Below are 17,907 nucleotides of genomic sequence, written 5' to 3' on the forward strand. Positions count from 1 at the left end.
GGTGGATCCCGCGTCTGAGCAGGGCACCTACCCACAAGATCCGCTGACAGCCGCCGTGGGCACCCAGACCGCGTTCGCGCTGCAAGCGTCTTGCCAGCACCGTCTGGACGCATCAATCACGCCCGACCATGATCCAATTTTGGCACAGCATTTGTGCCCACAAATTTGATCATGGACACAAATTTTCAACCAGTCATTCAGCGCGGGCCACGCGGCAAATATCGCCAGCACACCCTGGAGTTCAAGCGCGCACTCGTGGAGATGACCTTATAACCCGGCGTGTCGGTGCCGCGGCTGGCGCGTGAGCATGGCGTCAATGCGAACCAGGTGTTCACTTGGAGGAAGCTGTACGAAGCAGGCGCAGCTTGTAGCAGCTGCGCCTGCGCAGTCCAGCGAATTGCTGCCGGTGGTCGTAGCGACGCAGGAACGGGTGCCGGAATCGGAAGCTGCGACCGGAACAATCACTCTTGAAATTGGACGTGTGCGCTTGCGCATCGAAGGCCAATCCAACGCCGCCACACTGATACAAGTATTGAAGCGTGTGCTGCGATGATCGGCCTGCCAGCGGGTACGAAGGTCTGGCTCGCAGCAGGCGTCACCGACATGCGCAGCGGTTTCAACGGTTTGGCGGCGAAAATGCAAACGGCCCTGGAAGAAGACCCGTTCAGTGGCCACGTGTTTGTGTTCCGTGGCAGGCGCGGCGACTTGATCAAGCTGCTGTGGTGGACCGGCGACGGCTTATGCTTACTGGCGAAGCGTCTGGAGCGCGGTCGCTTCATCTGGCCGCAAGCGTGTTCCTCGACATTCAAATGCCTGACATGGACGGCTGTGAAACCGCGACTGCCATGCATGCCCTTCCTCAATGCGCAGAACTACCCATTGTTGCATGGACCGGTTGGGATGGCCCCGGTAGTCGAGAAGCCATGGCACACGCACGCATGGTATCCCGCCTGACGAAGCCCGTAGCACTGGAAGAGTTGCTAGCGATGTTGTCGCGCTTTGGCAGCAGAGACTCGCCCCGATAGAAATCGCATGCCGACACCTCCCGACGCACGTCTTTCGTCCGCAAACAGCGTTACGTCACGCCCCCTCTTCGCGCGATCGGTAACACCGGCAGGCCCGGAACACAGTGCTACCGCACTTCGCATTGACCAGGGCTGCGCCCTACAACCTGGTCACTGAACACGGGGAGGATCCCAAGCAGGCAATTCGATTCCGAGCGCATCGTCGATGCGTTCCTTCGCACGATGCAGGCCGAGCACACTCGCCGAGCGCATGGTCCAGGCAATCACTGTAACCTGGTATCGCGTCGGAATTGGATCACCGACTTTCCTGATGCTCAATCGGCAGTACCATTTTGCGCTAGGCTTGCCCAAAGTCGCCCTGACGGTCGAACAGTCAATTTCGTAACCACGATAGCGTTGCATATCCGGCTCCTTCGTGACGTCGCGCCCATTGCTGCGGGACTTCTGGCGCTCGTCGAACGCCACGCTCACACTATCGAGCACCTGCCCCCTGCGTCTCAGCGCAGCCGCCACGCGACTGCCACATGGGTTGAATGCATCCGTCACGGCACACGATGTACGTTAGGCCCGCGTACCTTGGAATCATTCCTTGTACGCTGGAGCACTGCGGGACCCATCTCACCAAGACATCGCCAGGCCGGCGCCAGCTGGCGTAAAAGATCGCATCAGCGTGTGGCCGCACCGGAGGGCGACCGGGACTTCGCAAGTGAGTGTTCCTGCATTTCAGCCTGCCTGCGTTCACGCGTACTGCGGACCTTTAGCCGTTTCTCCCACCAACCGTAGTCCGACAAGGTTTCCTTTGCCACGTCCACACACCGCTCGTAGTCGGTGGAGAGCCTGGTGCATGGCGGGACCGGTGGTTCAATGCCTTGGGCGATGCAATAGCGTACCGCATCCTCCAGGTCTCCTTCATTGAGCAATTCCCGGCACGCCGTTGAGTGTATCAATGCAAGATTCATATCACTACCCATAACTCGCCAATTGTCGGGCAAATCGCTGCAAGGGGCGCGGACCGGAGCGCTCCGCATCCACGCACCAGGTTTGCAGGACTGCCAGGAGTTCTTCCTGCGTTGCCGGCGAACGTTCCCATAACTTCTCCAGCGCCTGCCGCGCCACATGCATGGTATTGAGTCGTGTGCTGTGTACGATCACCTGTTCCAGCTCCACCTTCTGCGTTCTGGTGAGCCGACACGGTGCGCGCCGCAGCAGACGCTTCGTCTGGACCAACGCCGCGTGGGGGATCAACTGCGCCAGTCCCATGCGTTCAGCCCGAAACACGTCCAAAGTCAGGACTGTCAGCTCGCGCATCAATACCGCACGATTGCCCAGGACCAGCTTCAAGGTCACCCGAGTCGGCACGAACTGCCCCGCGCATCGCCTCAAGCGCTCTGGTGGCCGGCGCAGCGTTGCCAGGCGCAACCACCGCAACAGGCTGATATAGGCCCAGCCGATATCGAGTTCAAACCAGCGAACCGAGAATTTTGCAGACGTCGGAAACGTGTGATGGTTGTTATGCAGCTCTTCCCCGCCAATCAGCAGGCCAAACGGAACGATATTGGTGGCGGCTTCCTTGCAGTCGTAATTGCGGTAGCCGGCACAGTGCCCTAAGCCGTTGACAACCCCGGCGGCCAGGAACGGAATCCACATCATCTGGCAAGCCCACAGCGTCAGGCCTGGCGCCCCGAACAAGACCAGTTCGATCAGTAGCAGCAAGCCGACGCCTTGCCAGGTGTAGCGGCCGTAGATCCGTCGTTCCAGCCAATCAGCCGGTCCCCCACCGCCGTAGCGATCCACCAGCGTGGGGTCACTTGTCGCGTCCCGGTACAGTTCTGCCCCGCGCCACAGAACTTGGTTGATCCCGACCACCACCGGGCTGTGCGGATCCTTCTCGGTTTCACAATGGGCGTGATGGCAGCGATGCACCGCCACCCACTCCCGCGTTACCATCCCTGTCGTCAGCCATAGCCAGAAGCGGAAACAATGGGCCACGAGCGGGCGTAAAGTCAGCGAGCGATGCGTCTGGCACCGGTGCAAATAGACCGTCACCGCGACGATCGTCACATGCGTCGTCACCAGCCCGATCAGCAGCAGCTGCCACCAGCTCAGCGCAAGCAATCCTTCGGCCATCCATTGCAGATACTGCTCCATACCGGAGCTCCTTCGCGACCACGGCCCTACAAGTTCGGATGTTCGGCGGCAAACGCGACCGCGTCACACAGTTGACCGTATCGATAGCCGCCGTAAAGGAAGTGGCCCTCGATAAAGTCAATACCATGCAGTCTCATCGTGCTTTCGTCTTCGTCAGTGGGTCGGTATGCGGCCACCCAGCTCGGTTGGAACGCCTCGTCGCGCAAGAAGCCTTCTTTGGCGTGTTCCGCGACCGCATAGCGCAAGGCATCCTGGAACACGACGTAACGGTGCTGCCGGAATGCGTACCTTTTCCCATCGAACGAGATCTCATATTGCGCAGCCAAGCTCTCATCGGACTGCTGGCGCGCATCTGTATTGTCCGCACTGTCCATAATCTTTCTCCCACGGCTATCCGTGCTCCCGTTCATTACCAGAATCTGACGCTGGGCCTTCGCCATCGCATCGGTATTGGCGTCTTCACAGGAGCTGAATGCGTCTTCCGGAAAAACAATCGATCGCGTCACCTTGTCCGGCCATTGCAGGCTCGTGCAATCCACCATCGGCGCCCTATGCTTGAGGATGGCGGTTGACGCGAACTTCAGCGAGCCGTCCTGGCACCTGAATTCGGCCCACCTCAGCAGGATTTTCCACCCCTGGAACCGGGAAGTTGAATGTTGGCGCATGGTACACTCCTTCGCTCGCGTTCAGGAACAGACTCCGGAAGGCGGTAGCAACGAGCGGGCCCACCTTTCCGGCGCGGCACACCGACAGCGTGCCAGGCGCAGGCATAACACCACTTCACGGCGTTGAGGGGCTTTGACGCGATTGCGCTGTCACGCTGCAATGCTGAGGAAGACCGGCACAAATTGGGAATGTTGGCTGGGTACCTGTTCCCCACTATACGCTCACAAGCGACGTTCACCTAATGATTTAGGCATCGCCCGCACCAATACACATTGCTTGCAATACTAGTCGACACTCTCATGCACCATCGGTGTGTCGACGGCGGAACATTACTGTCTCTCCACCGAGCAGTACCCGCAGCCCCCCCCTTACGATGTTGAATGCTTCATCGCTTCGGCCTCATGGGCAGCCGTACGTTCTTCGCGCGCGGCGATCGGGTCGCCGCCGTTATCGACCAGGCCGGCTGCGCGTTCGGCGTCGGCATGTGCGCCTTCCGCTTCGGCTCGCTCACCTGGGTTCTCGCTAGCGGGGGGGGCCAGCATGTCGTGCACCATGGCGCGCAGTTCTTCAACGTCTGGCTGCAAGCCGCGCCTTTCCCGTTGATGAATGTAGTGTTGAATTTCAGATTCCTGTTCGGCGCTCAAAGGTAGGCCGCGGAAGGAGAATTCCGGAACAGAGTCTTTCATGACGGATCTCCTTCTTGGTGACTCACACTGAGTGTACGCTTAAACGGGCGCAGGCGTCGGCCTCTTGGAGATAGTCGTCGATCCACTCCCGCCCCCATGCCTTGGCGAAGGACACCGCGTCCGCCGCCGCACTCGCCACCCAGAGGTCATGGAATGCATACTCATCCAATGCATGGCCACATTCCTGCATCGCCAGCATGAATTTGCCAGCATACCGCCCGAGTTACCATATACATCAGAAGTCGGGGACGCCAGCGAGACGCCTGTCCGACAGCTAAGTTACAGTTCGCGCCTAAAATTTAGGCATCTGCGTTGATGCGACGACCGCATGGCTGACTAAGAAATCAATGCCACACCATGCTTGCGAAACCAAACGTCATCCGTCGAGCTGACATTGCCGCCAGTATGATTGTAATTAATGGTCAGTTCTTCATGGATTTCGATGTCTCGGGCGGCAATGAAATGGAGCTGCTGCTCTTCAGCAAGCGCAACGTACCTCAGATTTGCGGGATTGGCGTGGTTGTACATGCTGCCCCAACCAAGGGCTAAGCAACCCGCGGGTTCCCCCTTTGTCAAATGTCCCCAATTGAACAACAAACGCTTTACCTCCTCGGGAAACTGAGCCCAGTACGGGGAAAGCAGCACAACAGGGCAAGCTTCCACGAGTTCACCAGTCGATATCCGCCGACTAGCGAACACGCCCCTGCCTTTTGAGGAGCCCGTGTCCTTGATGTAGCCGAGACAAGCCTTGATGTTCGTCATACCTACAGAACCTCCCGCTTTCCATGCATCGCGCGTGCAACGGCCAGGCTCCGCCGTAGAAAACATCACAATGTTCGGCGGTAATGCTGCAGCACCATGGCACGCCTATTATGGGCCTTTCGATCGACGGCGCGTTGTGCGCTTCTCTTGAAGAATCAGTTTCCTTCGCTGCACCACACGAATCTGACTGCAAAGTTGCTGCCAGAAAGTGGATTGTAATGTGTCATCGCGATGGTGAAACGCTTGTCTAACCGCTGCCGGCCGAATTCCCCTGCTTGGGCATCTCCACCTCCCGAAAGAATCGGGATGGTCCGGTTCAAGCGGTTTGCGCCCTACGATATCTGGCACAGAATGCCAGTGTGATGCGTGAATATCGATGACATGGGTGCGCGTGCGTACTGACGACTTCGACCATTCGGCGCATAGTGAATTCATTGCATCTGAGCGAAGTATTCGCCCTGTTGAATACACAGCCCGATTGGCTCTGCATATTCTTAGAAGGGAGTTTCGTATGGACGAATATTTGTCAGCGCAAGCTTGTGGCGACGCCGCATTGCACAGCAATGATAGGGACATGTCCGAACAGGTTCGTCTTGATGCTGCACTGGACGAAGCATTGTGTTGTACTTTCCCGGCGAGCGATCCCGTTGCTCTGGACTTCGCCATGACCTCGCATGTCTCAACGCGAGCCGAACTCATTAGGCGGGCATTCCCGCGGAGATCATCATGAACCCGGTCACATCATTCTTAGTCGGCGTCTGCCTGCTGGCGAGCACCGGCGCCCTTTACTGGGGGCGCCATACGTTGCCTTGCTCTTCTTCGCCCTCGGCGTTCTCATCGCACTATCGCTGAAGATGGCCAATGCGTGGGAAAAGTTTGTGATTTTGAGGCTGGGTAAGCTGCAGAGCGTCAAGGGGGCGGGCCTGTTTGCCGTCATTCCGATCATCGATAGCGTGGTTGCGATCATCGACGTGCGTATTCAGACCACTGCCTTTAACGCCGCCGAAGCGCTCACCCGAGACACCGTTCCCGTCAATGTCGACGCGATCATTTTCTGGCATGTAGACGACGCGGAAAAAGCGGCGTTGGCGATCACTCATTATCGGGAAGCAATCGATCGCGTCGCACAAACGTCGTTGCGCGAAATGATCGGTGCATCGATGCTGGCGTCACTGTTATCTGAACGCAAAGAGGCTGATGCGCTGCTAAAGGATGTCATTGCGCGGAAGACGGCGGCATGGGGTATATCGGTCAGTTCCGTCGAGATCCGCGACGTAGCAATTCCCGTCGCTTTGCAAGACGCAATGTCTCGTCAGGCACAGGCAGAGCGCGAAAAGCAGGCTCGTGTCATTCTCGGCTCTGCCGAAGTAGCGATTGCCGGCAAGTTTGTCGAGGCGGCAGAGATGTATGCAGGGCATCCTGCAGCATTGCAGCTGCGGGCGATGAATATCATCTTTGAGACAACAAAAGAGCGCGGCGCCACAGTCCTGATCCCCAGCACGATGATCGATAGCTTGAATCCGCCTGCAACCATGGAGCGGCCAGCAAGGTTTGAACGAAGGGCATCGGGTCCAGAGGTAGCTATGAGCAAAGTTGCGGCCTGATTTAATTCTATTGATCCCCAGGAACACTCAGTACAAGTTCCTGAAGGCGCATGACTCGGTGAATGGGCGCCAACTGCCCTCCGCCCCCAAAGTATCGCCCAAGGATCATTGCGCGGCGTGGCATCAGCAAGCCCACTTACCACGCACGTTGCTGCCGCCGCCAAGTAAGCGCCAATTCATTCGTCAGACCGAAACGAAGGGATGACGGCGTCATCTACCGCGCGCTGGAAGGCCTGCATCAAGCTCAATGTCAGGCCTGTTTGGACAATGTGGCCGCATGTGCCGTGTGCCGTCCACTTCGCAAGAGCAAGCGCCTCACACTGCTCCTTCGTGTGCACTACGGTTTAGCGAAGGCGCGCTCCTTTGGTCCCGCGCTTATACTTGAGGAAGCCTAAGTACCGTTCATCGGATCGGTGCAATCTATTCTGGTTGACGTGAGCAACCAGAAAATCCGGCTGTGGGTGTGCGCCGTGAGCACGCTGCTTCGCAGTAGTGGTCTGCCCCTCGCGTAGCTAACTTTAGGTCAACCAATTATCGAGGCCCGCGCGCCGAGAACCGCAACGTGCATAGCATTTGAAGACCATGACTATCGTGTCGCCGAATCGATCCATATATATGCTTAGGCGATGGGGTGTCCCCATGCTATCGTCAATGGCTGCCCTGACTATAGCGATTCCAGTCCGCAGCAGTGTAATCACTGAAGCGGAGGCTATATGAAAGATTTCACTCGCCCTGACCAAGGCATGGCCTTGGCCGTCGATACAGCGATCAAAATGGCGACATCTTCCGGATGCTTACTCACATGGCAATACCTGCAAATGCACTCAGTTCCAAATGGTGTGGCGACGCGGGTACTCTCCCAGAGTGGCCCACGGCGCACTTCAACCACCAATGGCCGAGACATGTTACGGGAGCAAGGCTCAGCGAACGGCGAGAAAGTGCCGAACAGGCGACAAAACTGGCTGCGACAGGATTGCGAACCGTCCTAAAGTTCCGAGTACCAAGGACAAATATCACGCTTTCCGAAACGATCGATCAGGCTATCGAGATGGTGGGGGTTCACAATCGGTTCTACGCTGAAGCACTATTGCGCATCCATGCCGTCAAAACATCAGTCATCATGGGGGGTGCTATTTGACGTGGCACGCCGACGGAGCATTGGCTCTCCAACCATTCCTCTAGCGCCGGCACGTGGCATTCGATTGCTGCACTCAGTCCGAAGCAAACTCCCCACAACGGGACGCGATAGTAACAGAAGCGCAACTCGTCAATCTCTGCCTTTTCGCGTGGCGTCCTGAACAAGGTGACGGTGGATTTCGGCCGTCAACGTTTCGATTCGCTCTGCCATCGCCCTGGTGATTTCTGTCAGCTCAGTGTTCTGACGGAGCAGCTCCAACGTTTGTGCGGAATGCTTGGTCGATGCGACGGCGATCGCCTCGCGGTGCTTGGCGTCGGCTTCAGAATGCGCCTTGTCCCGCGCCGCCTGGCGCGTTTGTGCTAACAAGATAAGCGGTGCAGCATAAGCCGCCTGCAAGCTAAATGCCAGATTCAATAGGATGAAAGGGTAGACGTCAAAATGAACCAGCCCAAAGACATTGGCTGCGATCCACGTGGCGACAATGATGGTTTGCAGGCCAAGAAAAAGTGAGGTGCCGAGGAAGCGCGCGAAGGTTTCCGCCTTCAGCCCGAACGCGTCACTCCCAAACGTCTTGGATAAGTGTTCGTGCTGGCGATGAAAACGCAAATGATCGACATGTGATTCACCTGTCGAAGACAAGTTTTCGGTTTGAGATGAGTTCATACAACCTCCCAACATGCCCGGAATGATTCGCCCACTATAGCTCAACTTGGGATCGCAATTCCCAACTCGCTACCGTGGTGGGCATCGACGATCACTGCGCCAACGCGCCAGCGAGTTAAGGCGTACACTGAATACGAGTCATGACGTAGAAGCGCGGCCAAGGACGTCACGCGCCAGGCTTTCCATCGCCAGTCGACCAGTGCACGCACGATGTCCTAATACGTTGACGGAGAACATCATGAACAGTACAAAGAAAGTCCAGGACCCAACGCCTCACAAAGCGTTCCCTGGCAAAACAGGCGACATCAACAAGCAGCAGCAGAAAGCAACCCAGAATGAAGTCGCAGGTCGACATAAAAATGACGGCATCATGGGGCATCGTGGCACACGCTGAGGAGGTCCATGGGAGACATCTTTTCCAGTCCGACGATCTCATTGACGTAACGCTTTTTCCCTCACTCCTGAGGCTGCTGTGCAGCTATGCGCCATCCTCAGCGAGTCGCTGCATGTTGACTGCCGGCAGTCTGGCTGCAAAAGTATTGAAGTCAATCTTACTTTTGCTTCGAAGTGGTGGAAGTCCTGCCTGAAAACAGTGAGGAATTCACGCTTCATTTTGGTTTCCCTAGTAGACGCCACATTCCTCGTGCCGTTCGCCTGCTCACCGAATTTGCTATCAGTGATGCTGGAACAAGGCATGATGGTCCCACCGAAGCCTACGCCGCCAATCGGTACGTAGCAATGGAGGTCAGACGCGCCAATGAGTAGTCCCATTTCTGCGTGGGATTGCCCTAAGCGACTCCCAATGGTCGCGAAGCCTTTGGCCGTGAAGCGCTGCCGCGCAGTTTTCTGTACAAGCAACTGGACGCTTGGTTCAACGCTTATCTCCGACTGGAACACTGAGATACAGCGGTACCAGCCACATCGTTCGGGAAGCGATCCATTGAAAATTCCACCAACCGCTTCATGGCGCTTTACCTCGCAGAAGCCTCGCACTGCCGATCCAGCGCCAAGGTCTCCGACGACGCTGATGGTGCGTTCGACGCGCAGCACGAGCTGCAGTTCATGGCGATGAAGCGCGAAGTGCTGCGAATCGGGGGCTACACTCAGGAATGTTTCATTTCTCATGCACCTGAACTGAGCGCGATGGTCTATGCCGTCATTGATCTGATCAATATGTATCGACCGAGGTTCAGTTAGCTTAGGTTGAGCATTTGGCGCTTCCTGCGTTTGAACTGGACAATGCCGGGTCACCCTGCGTACCGCGAACGGAGCTGTAGCACAGCGCCAACACTGCATATGAAGATCGCGAGCACGACTCGCATGGCGAACACGAGCGTGCTAAGGTGAGTACATCACCTGTTGTGGCATTGGCCAACCGAAGCCAAGCCTTTGAGTGAACATGGAGACAACCGTGCCATTTTATCATCCGGAACGCCGAACGGGCGTTCGCATGGCAAGCGTCGTGGACGCAGCGCTTGACTTGGCAGAAAAATTCGGGTGGCGCTATGCCATCGCCTATCTCATTGGCGAACGCGTTCCTTCGCAGATCATCCAGCGTCTCCTCTCTGGCGACGGAAAAGTCAGAAGTCACTCCCCCATTCTTCACGATTCTCCGTCCTGGTGGGGTTCCAACGTGGACGGTCTGCACAGCCTGTTTGAATCGCTGCGGCAGCGCGAGGCGACGACCGCGTACTGCAACGCCGACATGGCTCGTGCCCCGCGCGCCGACGCATACTACGAACTCGACTAAGAATCTGACTTCTTCTTGCAGGCCTTGCACGATGTCGAAGGCCGACTGCTCGCGATTCCATCTCGCGAATCGTTCGCCATTGCCGTCCATAGCCCGCTTGCGCAACAATGCCAATCGTATTGTCCATCGCGCCGAAAGACAGGAAACCCATGGGTGTGCTAAGGACAACGAGTCGGCGGCGGGCTTCCCTATCGGGTACTTGAAACGATCGATCCGCACCAAGCTCTTCGGCAGCGTCTTTGCCTTTGTCCTTCTGTCGGCCATTGTTGTCGCCCTTCTCGCCGCCAACGTCGTGCGCACGAGCATGCAGCCGCAGATCGGCATGCAGCATGAATTACTAGTGCGCGGCGTAGCCGACGTGGTCTCGCCCGCAATCTCCGGAGACTCCGCCGCCCTGCGCCAACGCATCTTGATCGTTCCGTCGCTCACGAAGCACTTCTGGAACGTCGGTGTGATCGACCGGCGCGTGTCAAGGTAGTTGTCGCCCGATTCAAGCAGCAATTTGCTGAGTATGGCTCTCCTTTGCACTGGTGGAAACGACGTGATCGCGCTCTGGGTTCAAGGTAACGGCGCCACAAGGTGCCCAGTTGCGCGTATTGCCCGACCAGCGGGCCGGATGGCGCGCCTGGGCAGCCAGATAGAGCTGATGCCGCGCTGCCAGAATAGCCTTGTCTTGCCCAGCATGGCGCTGTGCGGGGCTGACATAGCGAATGCCGCTGTGTCGATGTTCGACGTTGTACCACTGCACAAAGCGGGCGGCCCAGTCGCGCGAGGCGGCCAGATCGGCGAAGCCACCCGATGGGAATTCCGGGCGATACTTTGCGGTGCGGAACAGTGCCTCGGCGAACGCGTTGTCGTCGCTCACACGCGGGCGCGAGTAAGAAGGCTTGATGCCCAGCCAATGCAGCATGGCTAACACCGTGGTCGCCTTCAGTGTGGCACCGTTATCGCCATGCAGCACTGGCTTGTTGCGGTTCATAGCGACGCCTTCGGCCAATGCGGTGCGGCGCACCAAGTGACTGGCATGGTCGGCATCATCCTCGGCATGCACCTCCCAGCCAATGATCTTGCGGCTGTAGAGATCCAGGATCAAGTAGAGGTAAAACCAGCGGCCCGCCACCCGAGCCGGCAAATAGGTCATATCCCAGCACCAGACCTGGCCGGGCGCAGTGGCGATTTGTGTGGTCGGTGGCCGCTGCCGACGCGGCGCTTTGGCCCGACCGCGATGGCGAATCTGACCATGGGCGCGCAGGATACGACTGAATGTCGATTCGCTGGCCAAGTAGACGCCCTCGTCGGCCAGCATGGGGACGATGCGAGCCGGCGGCATGTCAGCAAAACGCGGTTCGTTCGCGGCGGCCAAAACGGCAGCGCGTTCGTTCTCCGTCAGCGCATGCGAAGGCAGAGGGCGTATTACCGTCGGCCGGCGGTCGCCGTTTTCCAAGCCGCCGTGCGCTTGCCAGCGTTGCAGGGTGCGCGCATTCAAGCCGACTGTGGCACATGCCTCACTCAGGCGTGCACCGGCCTGGCAAGCGTCGGCGATATCTCGGGCCATGACTTGGCGATCTTCGAGTCCGATCATTCGTCCTCGGCCTTGTACTTGCTGAAAATCGCCTCGGCTTTTTTTGATAGCACGAGCAAAGCTGCAGTCTCCGCTAACGCCTTGTCCTTGCGGCGGATCTCGCGTCCCAGTTCCTTGATGCGGCGCCTGTCTTGCTTGGCCTCTGCCGCAGTCACGCGCTTCTCTCCAGGTTCGGCTAAAGCATTGATTGCATGCTCGCGCCACACTGCCAGCTCGTGCGGATAGACGCCATTACTGCGGCACCAAGCGCCTTTGTTTGCCTCGTCCATCATGGACGTCGCCAGCACCGCTTCAAACCGCGCGGCCGGCGTCCATTCGCGGCGTTGCGTCGGATTGGCCAGCGCTTCACTGCGCCAGCGTTCCAATGTCGATTCGCTCACGCCAATCGACAAGGCGACATCCTTGATCGACGCGCTCTCTGGCGGCAACAAACGCGCTACCGCCTTATCCTTAAATTCCTGTCCGTACCGTGCCACTTCACACTCCTGTTATCGCCCCCATTTTCTCAGATCTATCGGAGCGACAACTATTTTGACACTGGGGGCGACAAGCAAGGCAATGCGCTCACCAATGTCCGCGGCATAACCTCACGCAATGTGAACATTAGCTCCCGCGCGCATTCTAGCGTGCACCGGCCTCCAAACTGCCGGTTTTCTCGATACCGATCAAGACCAGCCCTGAACGACGCTTTTGAACTATTCGTCGACCAGGTTGGGCACCGGGTGTCCAGCGCGGTGCTGCGTCCGCCGCAACCCGATCGACCACTCCGGACACCGCCCTCTCAGCCTTCCTATCACTGGTGCGCGCGCACGATATCGCGGCAATCACGCAGTTCAGGAAAGTAAAGGAGAAGATGGGCGCCGCAATGTCCGTCGACACCGTTACGGCGATTCAGGAGGCATTAAACAAATTTGATTTTGATAAACCTTATGAGCTGCTGCAGGCATTCGGTGCAGACGCCAATTCATGACAGCGTGACCGATGCGCAAGCAAAGAGTGCATGGAGCTTAATATTTCGCAATCCATCGGTGGAAAAACCACTAGCCTCAATCCATGGTTTACAAGAAGGCAGACCCTTTACCGCGTCGATCTCATTCCGGAACACACAATTGTTTCTATGGCGAGCCGCCGAGGGCGCTTGCTGGGCGGCGCGGTTGATCCCGTCCGTACAAATGATCCTGCCAATTGCGTGGGATGTGAGTACAGGAACGAATGCCATAAGCGCAAATGATCGAGCCTGTCAGAATTTTAGTGTGAAACCGGGGTCATGAAATAATACCGAAAGGGATTGTCCATGACCGACGTAATGACCACTAAAAAGCCAAAGACCAAGAAGCAGTACCCATTCCCCGTTGAACTGATCGACCAGTTGCTGGCCCAGGTCGAGAACAAGGACGCCGAGTCCATTCTGGGTGAATCGGGCCTTGCCGGCCAGCTGAAGAAAATGCTGGCCGAGCGCATGCTGACGGCTGAATTGACCCACCATCTCGCCACCGAAGGCGACGCCAAGAACCACCGAAACGGAAAAAGCCGCAAGACCGTGCTGGCACCGGGCGGCGAGCTCGAACTGGAGATCCCGCGTGACCGACTTTCCAGCTTTGAGCCTAAGCTGGTAGCCAAGCATCAACGCCGCATGCCGGGTTTTGACGACCATGTGATCGGCATGTATGCCCGAGGCATGACAGTGCGCGAAATCCAGGCACATTTACTGGAGCTGTACGGCACCGAAGTGTCGCCAGACCTGATCTCAACGATCACCGACGAGGTCATGGACGAAGTGACGCAGTGGCAGCAGCGTCCACTGGAAGCGATGTACCCAATCGTGTACTTCGATGCATTGCGCCTGAAGATCCGCGACGAAGGCACCGTCAAAAACAAGGCCGTGTACCTGGCGCTGGGCATTCGTGCCGACGGCCGCAAAGAAGTGCTGGGGCTGTGGATCGAGCAAACAGAGGGCGCCAAGTTCTGGCTGAAGGTCTTTAACGAGCTGCGCAACCGCGGCTTGGAAGACATTCTGATCGCCGTCGTTGATGGCCTTCGCGGCTTCCCTGAGGCGATTGAAGCGGTGTTCCCACAGGCGCATATCCAAACCTGCATCGTGCACCTGATTCGCAACTCGATGACGCTGGCCTCCTGGAAGGATCGTAAGGAGCTTGCGGCAGCGCTCAAGCCAATCTACCAGGCTTCTAACGCCGATGCGGCGGCAGCGGCGCTGGATGCCTTTGCGGCAGGCCCTTGGGGCCAACGCTTCCCGTCAGTGGTAGCCATGTGGCGCCGGCAGTGGGAGCAGGTAATTCCGTTCTTTGCCTACCCACCGGAAGTACGCTCGATCATTTACACAACGAACGCCATTGAGAGCCTGCATATGCGCTTGCGGAAGATCGTCAAGAATCGCGGACACTTCCCGAGCGACGAGGCAGCGACGAAATTGCTCAACCTGGCCTTGCGCAATATCGAAAAAGATTGGAAGATGCCGCAGCGGACCTGGAAGATGGCCGCCAATCAGTTTGCCATCCTGTTTGGGGAACGTTTTACCAACGCGCTCAATTAACTAACAGCGACCCCGGCACACAAAATTCCTGACAGGTCCAAATGATCGCGCTCAAGGGAATTGCCACGACGCAAAAACACGAATGTATTTATCCTTAGTACGACCACTACCGAGTTTTTGATCTCGACCTAGTGGCAGCCCCAATTACAAACATCCCTGCGAAAAGCATTAGATAGGTTTCCGGCTCCAGAACTGCCGATATAGTGAACTGGGTTTCGGGTATGAACATCCAATCACGGCCTTCATAAAACTGCTGTGCGCGACCGATCATCGAAAAGAAACCGGCCGTGGTGTCCATTGAAATCTCATTCCAAGTCCAGTTCGGACCACCGTTGTCGTCCCAGTAGTCCACGTAATTTCCACGAAGCGTCAATACGCCCCCAGGAGTATATGAAAACTCCGAAACGCCGCAGGTCACAGTTGGAATCGAAACGCAACCTAGCGCGTCTCGTCCCTGTAGCACGAGGGACGTCAACTCATTCAATTCATCTGACCATCGGCATCGGAGTCAGTAGCTTCAAAAGAGCCGCTTACCGTGGCATCGATAAATCGGAGGGTTAGCGTGTCAAAGAAACCCGACCAGGAAAAGTCCCAGTGGGTAGGGGCCGCGCGAGCTGATGTGATCGAGGAAATCAAGAGACCGCAGAAAACGAGCGCTTTGAACATCGCAATCCTCCAAGTCGTGTGGTTCCTGGCTAGCCAAACTCGGATATCATCATACGCAAACTGCCCCCCGCAAGTGCACGGAACTGCGATGGTCCGTGAAGTAGTAGTATGGCTTCGCGTCGGACGCGCATCTATTGCGCGATTCTGACTCAAGGTATCTCAGGGCAGCTATGGCGAACCGCCAACAGTTTTCGGCCATGTGTAACCTGAAGCCAAGTTCACTGGGGGCGGACCGTATCCTGAGTCGGCGCGCGCCCGCGATTCATTAGCGCTAGTAGCTCTTCGGAATTGACCGGCTTAACGACGTGGTGGTCAAAACCAGCCGCCAGCGACGTGCGTTTATCTTCGGCCTGGCCGTAGCCTGACACCGCGATTAACTGCGCGTCGGCCACGGCAGGTGTTTGCCGCAGCCTGCTCGCCAATTCTCGGCCGTCCATATCAGGCAATCCTATGTCCAGCAAACAGACATTGGGCCCTTCATTTGTAGCGACCTGGAATGCCTCAGCGGCCGTATGCGCGAGCACGACGCGATGGCCGGCGGTTTCCAGCAACATGCCAAGCATCCTCGCCGCGTCCACATTATCATCGACGATCAAAACACGCAGACCGGCGGTCTCGCCGACTGCATGCTGACCATCGCCGCTGACCTCAAGGGCTTGCTCCACGTGCTGTTCGAGAATCGGCAGTTTCACGGTAAATCGACTGCCCTTACCTGGCCCCGCGCTCTCGGCACGAATCGTTCCACCGTGAGCGTGCAGCAGCCTGCGCACCAGCGCAAGCCCGACGCCTAGCCCGCCTTCCGACCGGTTAGAAGTCCGCGCTCCCTGGATAAAGAGTTCAAACACTCTTCCGACGAGCTCCGGCGCCATCCCAATGCCGTTATCCGTCACGACAAGCTCCACTTCACGGAGCACCACGGAGAGGCGAACAGCAATTCGCCCGCCCGGCGGCGTGTATTTCGCGGCGTTAGTCAGCAAGTTGGTAATGATCTGCACCAGCCGCTTTTGATCACCGCAAACCCAAACCTGCCTAGGCGTCGCAGTCGCGGAAAGAGAGTGCGACAGGCGCTCGAAAAGCGGCGTGACCTGCTCGATCGCTGCCGCCAACACGTCGTTCAGATCGACTGGCTCATGAACCATATTGATTTGCCCACGCGTAACGCGTGCGACATCAAGCAAATCGTCGAGCAGGATTGCAAGGTGAGCAGCTTGTCGTTCAACGACTGACGCCACCTCCCTGACGCGGACGGCATCCGAATCAGCACTCAGAAGGGTTCTTGCTGCCGCAGTGATCGGCGCCAGTGGATTGCGCAACTCATGCGCCAGCATCGCGAGAAACTCGTCTTTCGCGCGATTCATACTAGTCATCTCCGACAGCAAATCTTCGCGTTCGCGGTACGCCTGCTGAAGCAACATCCGCTCGGTGGCATCACGTGTAAAGCAACGCGTATAGCGTAGTTTGCCATCTACGAAATAGGCATTGGAATGGATCAGAACGTGCTTGGTCGCGCCACTTCTACAGAGCAGTTGAGCAGGTTGGTCGCAGATGGTTTCGCCGGCTTGGAGGCGCAATAGTATAGTCGCGATCAATTCCTGATCCACATGGAATTCGGCGATATGGTGGCCAACATATTCCTCCCACCGGTAGCCAAGCATGGCCAACTCAGCCTTATTGGCCCAAACGATCGTGCCATCACTTCCGACGCGGTGAAGGCCCTCGGCCGCATTATTGACGAAATCAGCCAGCTCCTGCTCGCGGTGCCGCAAGGTGTGCACAGCATCGAGGGCACGAGTCAGTTCGCTCTGCAGGATGCGATTGTTCTGTTCCAGCTCAAGCGTGCGAACATCGCCCGCTTCCTCCCGCCCATGCGCGTTCGAACGGGCATGATCATGGACCCTGCATACTTGCTGAAACTTAGTCAACAGCTCGCGCGACGTGAAGACACTCCAGGGATAGGCGCAAAAGAGCAGAAAGTCGAATCGCTTCTGCAATTCGTTCCACAGTTGTTCAAGTCGAATAGCTGCTTCATACAGTCCACGATCACATAGGATGGCGACCATTTCGCCAAAGGCATGGACCAAGCGTCCATTGTGACATGCATCGCGTACGATCGTACCGACACTCAGATTGAAAAGTTCGGGATCGGGCCAGTCATTCACCATGAATTGGTCGAGGACAAGTTCGGCCTCGAGTACAACTAGCTTGCCCATCGTCCAGGGTCCCTGGTTAGCGGAAGTTCCGAAACCAGCCAAGCTTCGGCGCAAGATGGCAATATGCTCCTTCGTCGCGATAACGATTGAGACGCCGCCGGAGCGTAATGGGACGTCCAGGAACTCCGCCACCTCTTCGAGCAATTGCTCGTCCTGATCATAAAACCGAACGACATGGCGTTCCTTGCGCTGCTCTTGTATGGGTGGATCAAGTTCCAACTTACCTCCTTCCAGCCCATGCGGCGCGTTAGTTTAGACACCGCCTCGAACTCTAAGCTTCTCAAACGACATCGGAGGCCAGTCTAGCACGGCACACCCTGCGTTCGATTGCCGCACGCGACTAAACAGCTAAATAGCGAACTGTAAGTGACAGATCGTTGCGGTATCGTACGCACCGCTGCTATTGAAGTTCGATAGTTGCCCGCGCCGGGGCATCACTAATAGCCGAAAACAACG

Annotated in this window: 17 protein-coding genes and 2 pseudogenes; 9 read left to right on the forward strand and 10 right to left on the reverse strand. The window is 57.3% G+C overall.

Annotation, left to right across the window (positions count from 1 at the left end):
• The first annotated feature begins 285 nt into the window (after positions 1 to 285).
• The 3 genes and pseudogenes from ACN9M3_RS20835 to ACN9M3_RS20845 all read left to right on the forward strand — a co-directional run bounded on the left by ACN9M3_RS20835 (position 286) and on the right by ACN9M3_RS20845 (position 1,025).
• A complete protein-coding gene (locus ACN9M3_RS20835; protein WP_426162447.1) occupies positions 286 to 471 on the forward strand; it encodes a transposase in 186 nt (61 codons plus the stop codon).
• Positions 472 to 549: 78 nt separating this feature from the next.
• Positions 550 to 816: pseudogene (gene tnpB / locus ACN9M3_RS20840) on the forward strand (IS66 family insertion sequence element accessory protein TnpB); the annotation flags it as partial.
• Positions 817 to 845: 29 nt separating this feature from the next.
• A complete protein-coding gene (locus ACN9M3_RS20845) occupies positions 846 to 1,025 on the forward strand; it encodes a hypothetical protein (protein ID WP_426318512.1) in 180 nt (59 codons plus the stop codon).
• Positions 1,026 to 1,175: 150 nt separating this feature from the next.
• Here the strand turns inward: ACN9M3_RS20845 and ACN9M3_RS20850 are convergent, their stop codons facing one another.
• The 6 genes from ACN9M3_RS20850 to ACN9M3_RS20875 all read right to left on the reverse strand — a co-directional run bounded on the left by ACN9M3_RS20850 (position 1,176) and on the right by ACN9M3_RS20875 (position 5,287).
• Complete coding sequence (locus ACN9M3_RS20850; protein ID WP_426318513.1) at positions 1,176 to 1,496, reverse strand: hypothetical protein; 321 nt, start codon at positions 1,494 to 1,496, stop codon at positions 1,176 to 1,178.
• A 492-nt stretch (positions 1,497 to 1,988) separates the two neighbouring features.
• The gene (locus ACN9M3_RS20855; RefSeq protein ID WP_426162449.1) at positions 1,989 to 3,173 is read right to left on the reverse strand and encodes a DesA family fatty acid desaturase; all 1,185 of its coding nucleotides are present in this window, start codon (positions 3,171 to 3,173) and stop codon (positions 1,989 to 1,991) included.
• A gap of 26 nt (positions 3,174 to 3,199) precedes the next feature.
• On the reverse strand, positions 3,200 to 3,838 hold the full coding sequence (locus ACN9M3_RS20860) for a hypothetical protein (protein ID WP_426318514.1): 639 nt from the start codon (positions 3,836 to 3,838) through the stop codon (positions 3,200 to 3,202).
• Between the two features lie 369 nt (positions 3,839 to 4,207).
• Complete coding sequence (locus ACN9M3_RS20865; protein ID WP_426162451.1) at positions 4,208 to 4,525, reverse strand: hypothetical protein; 318 nt, start codon at positions 4,523 to 4,525, stop codon at positions 4,208 to 4,210.
• 22 nt (positions 4,526 to 4,547) lie between these two features.
• Positions 4,548 to 4,724: a hypothetical protein gene (locus ACN9M3_RS20870; protein WP_426162452.1), complete on the reverse strand. Its 177-nt coding sequence runs from the start codon at positions 4,722 to 4,724 to the stop codon at positions 4,548 to 4,550.
• Positions 4,725 to 4,861: 137 nt separating this feature from the next.
• The gene (locus ACN9M3_RS20875; protein WP_426162453.1) at positions 4,862 to 5,287 is read right to left on the reverse strand and encodes an SET domain-containing protein-lysine N-methyltransferase; all 426 of its coding nucleotides are present in this window, start codon (positions 5,285 to 5,287) and stop codon (positions 4,862 to 4,864) included.
• Positions 5,288 to 6,013: 726 nt separating this feature from the next.
• Here ACN9M3_RS20875 and ACN9M3_RS20880 point away from each other — a divergent pair.
• Positions 6,014 to 6,891, forward strand: a pseudogene (locus ACN9M3_RS20880) (slipin family protein).
• A gap of 1,267 nt (positions 6,892 to 8,158) precedes the next feature.
• Here ACN9M3_RS20880 and ACN9M3_RS20885 read toward each other — a convergent pair.
• Positions 8,159 to 8,692, reverse strand: a complete 534-nt coding sequence (locus ACN9M3_RS20885; RefSeq protein WP_426162454.1) for a DUF1003 domain-containing protein — start codon at positions 8,690 to 8,692, stop codon at positions 8,159 to 8,161.
• A gap of 238 nt (positions 8,693 to 8,930) precedes the next feature.
• Between ACN9M3_RS20885 and ACN9M3_RS20890 the strand changes: the two genes are divergently transcribed.
• From ACN9M3_RS20890 to ACN9M3_RS20905, 4 genes are all read left to right on the forward strand, one after another.
• Positions 8,931 to 9,086 (forward strand): hypothetical protein, encoded by a 156-nt coding sequence (locus tag ACN9M3_RS20890; RefSeq protein ID WP_426162455.1) that lies wholly within the window; start codon positions 8,931 to 8,933, stop codon positions 9,084 to 9,086.
• A gap of 569 nt (positions 9,087 to 9,655) precedes the next feature.
• Entirely contained in the window at positions 9,656 to 9,889 is a 234-nt protein-coding gene (locus tag ACN9M3_RS20895) for a hypothetical protein (RefSeq protein WP_426162456.1), read from the forward strand.
• Between the two features lie 202 nt (positions 9,890 to 10,091).
• The gene (locus ACN9M3_RS20900; RefSeq protein WP_426318515.1) at positions 10,092 to 10,442 is read left to right on the forward strand and encodes a hypothetical protein; all 351 of its coding nucleotides are present in this window, start codon (positions 10,092 to 10,094) and stop codon (positions 10,440 to 10,442) included.
• Between the two features lie 31 nt (positions 10,443 to 10,473).
• Positions 10,474 to 10,920, forward strand: coding sequence for a hypothetical protein (locus ACN9M3_RS20905; RefSeq protein WP_426318516.1), 447 nt, complete (start codon positions 10,474 to 10,476; stop codon positions 10,918 to 10,920).
• Between the two features lie 12 nt (positions 10,921 to 10,932).
• On the opposite strand, the gene ACN9M3_RS20910 is transcribed toward ACN9M3_RS20905, so the two are convergent.
• Positions 10,933 to 12,500, reverse strand: a protein-coding gene (locus tag ACN9M3_RS20910; RefSeq protein WP_426318517.1) for an IS3 family transposase whose coding sequence is annotated in 2 segments (ribosomal slippage) — positions 10,933 to 12,062 and positions 12,062 to 12,500 — 1,569 coding nt in all. Because the reading frame shifts where the segments join, the coding sequence is not laid out codon by codon here.
• A gap of 830 nt (positions 12,501 to 13,330) precedes the next feature.
• On the opposite strand from ACN9M3_RS20910, the gene ACN9M3_RS20915 reads away from it, so the two are divergent.
• Entirely contained in the window at positions 13,331 to 14,575 is a 1,245-nt protein-coding gene (locus ACN9M3_RS20915; protein ID WP_426323819.1) for an IS256 family transposase, read from the forward strand.
• A 480-nt stretch (positions 14,576 to 15,055) separates the two neighbouring features.
• On the opposite strand, the gene ACN9M3_RS20920 is transcribed toward ACN9M3_RS20915, so the two are convergent.
• Together ACN9M3_RS20920 and ACN9M3_RS20925 are read right to left on the reverse strand one after the other, a co-directional pair.
• Positions 15,056 to 15,241, reverse strand: a complete 186-nt coding sequence (locus tag ACN9M3_RS20920; RefSeq protein WP_426162459.1) for a hypothetical protein — start codon at positions 15,239 to 15,241, stop codon at positions 15,056 to 15,058.
• Positions 15,242 to 15,459: 218 nt separating this feature from the next.
• Positions 15,460 to 17,670: an ATP-binding protein gene (locus ACN9M3_RS20925; RefSeq protein ID WP_426318518.1), complete on the reverse strand. Its 2,211-nt coding sequence runs from the start codon at positions 17,668 to 17,670 to the stop codon at positions 15,460 to 15,462.
• Positions 17,671 to 17,907 lie beyond the last annotated feature (237 nt).

This window comes from Pseudoduganella sp. R-43 (genome assembly GCF_049913255.1).
Classification (GTDB): Bacteria; Pseudomonadota; Gammaproteobacteria; order Burkholderiales; family Burkholderiaceae_D; genus Rugamonas.